This window comes from Gilliamella sp. Occ3-1 (assembly GCF_001690655.1).
GTDB lineage: Bacteria > Pseudomonadota > Gammaproteobacteria > Enterobacterales > Orbaceae > Gilliamella > Gilliamella apicola_P.
Genome location: NZ_LZHQ01000034.1, coordinates 195,254 through 201,490, shown reverse-complemented (window position 1 = coordinate 201,490; position 6,237 = coordinate 195,254). Strand labels below are relative to the sequence as shown.

The window sequence follows — 6,237 nt, the reverse complement described above, 5'->3', positions numbered from 1 at the left end:
ATGATTTCTTCCTGAAGCTGGGATTTTAAGCTCAGTTCGGCAAACATCTGTTTAAGCTTACGGTTTTCAGCCTCCAGCTCCTTTAAGCGTTTGATATCCGAAGTTTCCATTCCGCCGTATTTTTCCCGCCATTTATAGAAAGTTGAATTACCCATGCCATATTTACGACAGAGTTCTTTAACCGGAATACCCGCTTCAGCTTCTTTTAAAATAGCGACGATTTGATGTTCAGTCATTTTTTTCATGTTTAAATCCTCTTTACTTTTATCATAGAGAATTTTCTACTTTTTTGCTGTATTATTTTAGGGGAGAGTTACAGTATTACCTTGTTTGCAATTCACAATGTAAAAGTAACAGATAAAAAATTGTGGAAAAATATTTCGTTGGGTTTTGTTGCTTTCATTACAATAACTAGAATTTTTATTTTAATTTCATAATAATACACTTTGAAAAGTCCTTCTAAAAATAAAATTTAGGGGGGCTTTTATTCGTTAACGACGAGAACACATCATGAAAAAACGCACTCTATTTTTAGTTATTTTTCTATTCTCTTTTATAAATATTGCAGTTGCATCGCAACAAAAAATTCAATTATACAAAGAGTTGAATTATGGCATGAGTAAAAATGACGTATTAAATAAATATCAACTTGAATCAAATCCTCAAAATAATTCTGAATTATATGGTTATAACCAAAAATTTTTAGATTTCGAATGGGACATGTTATTAACTTTTGATAGTGATGAAAAATTGGAATCAGTATACTTAGAAACAAAATTCGATGAGAATGCTAATAAATTTACTTCACTAATGTCGGCATTAGGAAAAAACTTTTCAGCTGTTTATATAGCAAATGATGACAAAAATATTGACCTTTTTTATATTGTTAAGACTAAAGGTAATATTGTATGCCAAAAAATAGTTGAAGATTTTATGATGGAAAGTTTCGATAGCTCATCTTCATTGAATATTATTAGCATTAACAACGAATCATTACAACAAACGCTTAAAACGGCTAATTCATATATTGATTTACTACAAAAAAGTCCATTAAATACTCGTCAAGCAGAAATAATCATACAGTCTTACGAGGATGGAAGTTTTACTCTAGCGGTCGAATTTAGTGCTCCTAAAATGTTGATACAAAAAATGCAAAGTAAAACCTATGAACAGTTTTAGTAAAAACTGACTAATAAACTATTAAAATACTCAGTTAATAATGAGCGTTGTTTTAATTCTGCTTATTATTCCAATCCCATATTTTGCTACAATTCAACAAAAACCTATAACATTGGAAAGTGAATATAGTTATCTGTTCTGGGAAATATTAGCTACCGCTTTAGCGATAGCTATTTATGGTTCCTTCAAGAGTAACAGACGTGAGATAACCGTTTTTACAAACTACACTGACATTGTATTTGTTTTCGCTTCTATTTTTATACCGCTTATTGTGTTTATTATCATGCGTTGGGTAAATTCTTCTCTCAACATAAGTTATTGGGTTTTTAGCATAATCTTTATTACTTTTTTAATTGCAATAATTAAAGTTACCTTTTTATACAACAACGGTAACATACTAAATTTTTTATTGGAACTGTATACAAAAGTGTTTATTCCATTTGTATTGGTTGTATGCATAATTATTGCATTTATTTTATCGTCGGTATTAAGCAGAAACAAATATGAAAGAAAGACAAGCTATTCCAAACGACAAACCGGCACAATAATAGTAGGGTTTGGATTTAGTCTTTTGGCTGCTGCTTGGGTATTACATGATGAAGAATTTGTTTCTATTAAAAATTATTTATCAGGAAAAAACTAGAAACATAAGTTTATTAACTAGCTTTAACCTAAAAATAATTCAGTAGCGTGTATTGAAACAATACACTATGATTCACTCAAATCGTGTATTCTTTTAGCCCTAATAGCTAAACTAGTAATCATAATAGAACAAAATTGAACAACATCGCTAAACTACCATACTTAATGGTTTATAACTTGATTTTGACTGCTCGACAAAATTTCCCCACCATTGCATCATTTCAATTCTTTGTTCAAGGTAAACAGCTCGATTATAAGCTCGGCGAACCTCATTTTTATCAACATGAGCAAGAGCCGCTTCTATTACATCAGGAGGAAAACCATTCTCATTAAGTGCTGTAGATGCAATAGAACGAAATCCATGAGCAACTAATCGACCAGCAAAACCTATCCGTTTAATTACAGCATTAACAGTCTGACTGTTCATTGGTTTATTATGAGGTAATTTCATACTAGGGAAAACATATTCGCGATGCCCACTAATGGGTTTCATGATTTGCAAAATATCAATTGCTTGAGAGGATAAAGGAATTATATGTTCTCGCCCCATTTTCATTCTTTCAGCTGGTATAATCCAACAATTATTGTTGAGATCAATTTCACACCATTTTGTTCCTGTTGCTTCCGTTGGTCTCGTCATTGTATAAAGTTGCCAAAATAATAAGCACCAAGTCTGCTTTTCTATATTTGCGGTACTCAATGCACTTAACAATTCAGGCAATTGTTCAGGTCGTAGTGCTGGCATATTTTTTACAACAGGATTAGCAAATGCCGCTGTGATTTTGGATGCTGGATTAGCATCTATCAAACCAACATTAACCGCATAATACATAACCTCATTAATTCGTTGGCATATTCGTCGAATAGATTCTAGCTTTCCTTGTTGTTTAATTGGTTCAAGAGCATTTATAAAGTCTCTTGCTTTAATTTCAGTGATAGCAATACTACCTATATAAGGTAGTACATGTAATTCTAAAGAACGCCAAATATCTTTTAATGTATCAGCTTTTAAATTAGATGAAGATTTTAATTTAAACCAATCAGTAGCAACCTTTTCAAAAGTATTGTTCTGTTCATCTCTAAGTAGTTTTAGTTGATCTTTTTTATATTGTTGAGGATCTATTCCTTTGGCAAGAAGTTGTCTTGCTTCATCTCTTTTTAGCCTAGCATCAGCTAAACTAATCTCAGGGTATGATCCAAAACTCACAAGAGTTCTTACTTTAGATGTGGGATGGTAATAATTAAAACGCCAAATCTTTGTACCTATTGACTTAACGAGTAAATACAAACCATTCCCATCAGATAAAGTGTAATCTTTTTCTAACGGCTTGGCTGTTCTGATTTTAGTATCTGTGAGTGGTGTAGTTATACGTGGCATAGTTATATATTTATAGTTATACGTTGATGTTGTGTTTTTAGCGTATAACTAATTATATAACTAAAACTATTGATTGTCACTGAATTAACATAATACTTATTGACATAAAAACACTATAAAACATTTGGATTATAGTGAATTAATGATGGTTGGTGAATTTTAATGAACAGTATGGTGGTGGAGCTGGCGGGAGTTGAACCCGCGTCCGAAATCTCTACATCCTCGGTACTACATGCGTAGTTTGTTTTTGAATTTCATCTACCCGCTGCGAACAAACACGCTACTGATAGACTAGCTTGATTAAGTTTAATGTTTCCGCCCCAAGCAAGGTTTCCACACGATCTCGTTTGGGTTTGACTCCTCTTGATCCCCGTCCTACGAGCGGAGGCTAGGGAGAGAAGGCTCTATACAGGTTATTAAGCTGCTAGTGCGTAGTTTTCGTCGTTTGCGACTATTTTTTTGCGGTTTATTTACGAGGCCTACCGCACCTCGGCATGCACCTTGGGTTTCGCAAATCCCGTCGAATCCAGAATCAGCCCCAATTGTGAATTGTAACTAAGAACAATATCAGGGCATTATAGGTTAATTTAAGATGGAATACAAGTTAGCCAACGTCAAGGTTAACCCAGTTGTAGGTTGGTTTTTCATCTTTTAATGCTGTGATGATATTATCAACAGTACATTTTGCCATTGCATATCGTGTGTCAACCGTTGCAGAGCTGACTTGAAGTGATAATAAGACATCATCATAAAGTTTGTAGTAAAAAGGGAATTGGTGGGTAGCAGTTCAACTCTAAATGCATCAAATCCTGCGGCTTTGCTCGTTTTATTTTATAGTGCTCCAAACAGCGCTTATTGATCAACAATTTTTTACGGGTATTGTTAATAAGTATTCTTGAAGGCTTTATTAAAGCTAATTTTTCTTTTGTGAATAGTTGAGTAGTTTTTTTATGGATTAAAGATAGAATGATAACAACAAAATCGGCTTGTTTTAATACATTCTCTAGAAATATATAATCAAGCGGATAAGTTAACTGATGAATTAGCAGATCGCCCTTATTCTAGCTGTAAAATAGATGCAAAATCAAAATTAATAAGAAAAAATTCATTTAAAATCGATTAATTTGTTTCGACCAAATCATTTTTACCGTTGTTATCAATTAATTTTGCAGATGCTGACTGCTTACCATTTATCTGAAGGTGATAATTAGCTTGCCCAGAACGTTAATAATCAACTTTTTGATCCTCTGATGATTCAGCTTTTTCTATCGCTAATTTATTTACATTGAATGGCTGAGTATTTTTATCTTTAATCTATTTATTTTTACATAATCACTGATTACAGCTCTAGCTTGTTTAATTGCTTCTTCCAACCCTTTGTCCCACCTGTTTTTTACTTTCCCCCGTTATTTTACAACAATATAATTAGAATTAGTTGTATTACTATCGCTGTTAATTTTAGGATACCAATTCAATTATGATTTAAAGATTTGAAAAATTGTTAAAAATTCCAGTTAATTATATATTTCAATATAAAAATAAAATTTGTAACAGTTAAATTGAAAAATTTGCTGTACGATTATTTAGTACTTCTATTAAAGTAAATATGTAAGATTTATAACTTTTTATAAATATTTAAAAAAGTTTTATATAATATAATCAACATGTTAATTATTTCTTTATTAAAATATTAAGAAATATATGAAATTAAATTGAACTTTTCCCCATTTAGTCTGTCTATATTAACAGATTACGTTTTTCATTTTTTGCCTTCCATCCGAGTTTTCGGGTGGATTTTTTTTGCCTGATATTCCTTTCATATAAATATTTTTAAAATCTTTCCTTTTTCCATTTATTTATTAATAACTACTTGCTTTAGTATTTTTACTTCTTTTTTTTTGCTTTAAAATAATGCGTATAGAAAGCTAGTATTGCTAGAATTTTATTTATTTAATAAATAGCGCCTTTTCTTTGGTTAGCAAGTCTTATCATAAATTGTTTTAAATTTTTTTGAATACTACTATTTTTAATAAAAGATTGAGCAATGAGCTGTACTTTGGTTGCGAAATAGTTATGTGAGCAGAGAGATTATTATGTTCTTTTCAAAAAGAACACAAGGGCACTTAATCGCATTAATGACAGTGTTTCTTTGGGGAACAACATTTATTGCAACTAAAGTTTTATTGACGGATTTTAAGCCAATAGAGATCTTGTTTTTTTCGATTTGGACTTGGCTATCTAACCCTTTGGATCTTATCACCGCGCTTTTTGGCTTGGCAGGGGGTTAAGCGAGAGTTTATGTTTTTATGTGCAGGGCAGTGTGGTGTAACTTGTTAATTTTTATGTGAGAATATTGCATTAACTTATACTACAGCTTCAAATGTTGGAGTAATTACCACTTTAGCACCAATATTTACTGCAATATTATCTATTTTCTTTTTAAAAACTGAAACACCACCTAAACGTTTTTATATTGGTTGTTTATTTGCAATTATTGGTGTTGGACTAATTAGCTTTAATGGTAAGTTTGTGCTTTCGTTAAATCCACTTGGTGATCTGCTTACTATGTTGGTTTGTTTATTTTGGGCTTGTTATTCGATTTTTACTAAAAAAAGTAGCAATTATGGCTACAATACTATTTTGTTAACAAGGCGATTCTTTTTTTATGGTTTGATGTTAATGTTTCCTGTATTATCTTTCTTTGACTTTGATTGGAATTTATCACGTTTTACCGATCCTGTTAACATTTTTAATTTTTTATTCTTGGGTGTTGGTGCCTCGGCTATTTGTTTTGCATCTTGGAACTATGCTGTTAAATTAATTGGTGCAGTTAAAATTAGTATTTATATTTAGTTCCAATTCTTACTATTATTGCGGCTGTTATTATTTTGAACGAACCTTTTACTGGGATTGCTGCTATTGGAACACTATTTACGCTTTGTGGTGTGTTATTATCAGAAGGTGTAGTTAGGGTAACAAAAAAATAATTTTTTTATTAAGTCGAACATATAAAAAGGAGCATTAGCTCCTTTCAGATT

5 protein-coding genes, 1 other RNA gene and 1 pseudogene are annotated in these 6,237 nt (G+C 31.4%); 3 read left to right on the top strand and 4 right to left on the bottom strand.

What is annotated here, in order from left to right:
* The coding region (locus A9G43_RS10585; RefSeq protein WP_065607405.1) for a transposase at positions 1-245 on the bottom strand (245 nt) is incomplete at its 3' end.
* A gap of 265 nt (positions 246-510) precedes the next feature.
* Between A9G43_RS10585 and A9G43_RS10580 the strand changes: the two genes are divergently transcribed.
* On the top strand, positions 511-1,179 hold the full coding sequence (locus A9G43_RS10580) for a hypothetical protein (RefSeq protein WP_065608757.1): 669 nt from the start codon (positions 511-513) through the stop codon (positions 1,177-1,179).
* Between the two features lie 40 nt (positions 1,180-1,219).
* Positions 1,220-1,822, top strand: a complete 603-nt coding sequence (locus A9G43_RS10575) for a hypothetical protein (RefSeq protein WP_065608756.1) — start codon at positions 1,220-1,222, stop codon at positions 1,820-1,822.
* A gap of 147 nt (positions 1,823-1,969) precedes the next feature.
* Here A9G43_RS10575 and A9G43_RS10570 read toward each other — a convergent pair whose 3' ends face one another.
* The 3 genes from A9G43_RS10570 to A9G43_RS11485 form a co-directional block, all read right to left on the bottom strand.
* Positions 1,970-3,199: an integrase domain-containing protein gene (locus tag A9G43_RS10570; RefSeq protein WP_065608755.1), complete on the bottom strand. Its 1,230-nt coding sequence runs from the start codon at positions 3,197-3,199 to the stop codon at positions 1,970-1,972.
* A gap of 175 nt (positions 3,200-3,374) precedes the next feature.
* Positions 3,375-3,739: a transfer-messenger RNA gene (gene ssrA, locus A9G43_RS10565) on the bottom strand.
* 206 nt (positions 3,740-3,945) lie between these two features.
* The gene (locus A9G43_RS11485; protein WP_442903324.1) at positions 3,946-4,212 is read right to left on the bottom strand and encodes an NAD(P)-dependent oxidoreductase; all 267 of its coding nucleotides are present in this window, start codon (positions 4,210-4,212) and stop codon (positions 3,946-3,948) included.
* Positions 4,213-5,292: 1,080 nt separating this feature from the next.
* On the opposite strand from A9G43_RS11485, the pseudogene A9G43_RS11480 reads away from it, so the two are divergent.
* Positions 5,293-6,186 (top strand): annotated as a pseudogene (locus tag A9G43_RS11480) (DMT family transporter).
* The last annotated feature ends 51 nt before the right edge of the window (positions 6,187-6,237 follow it).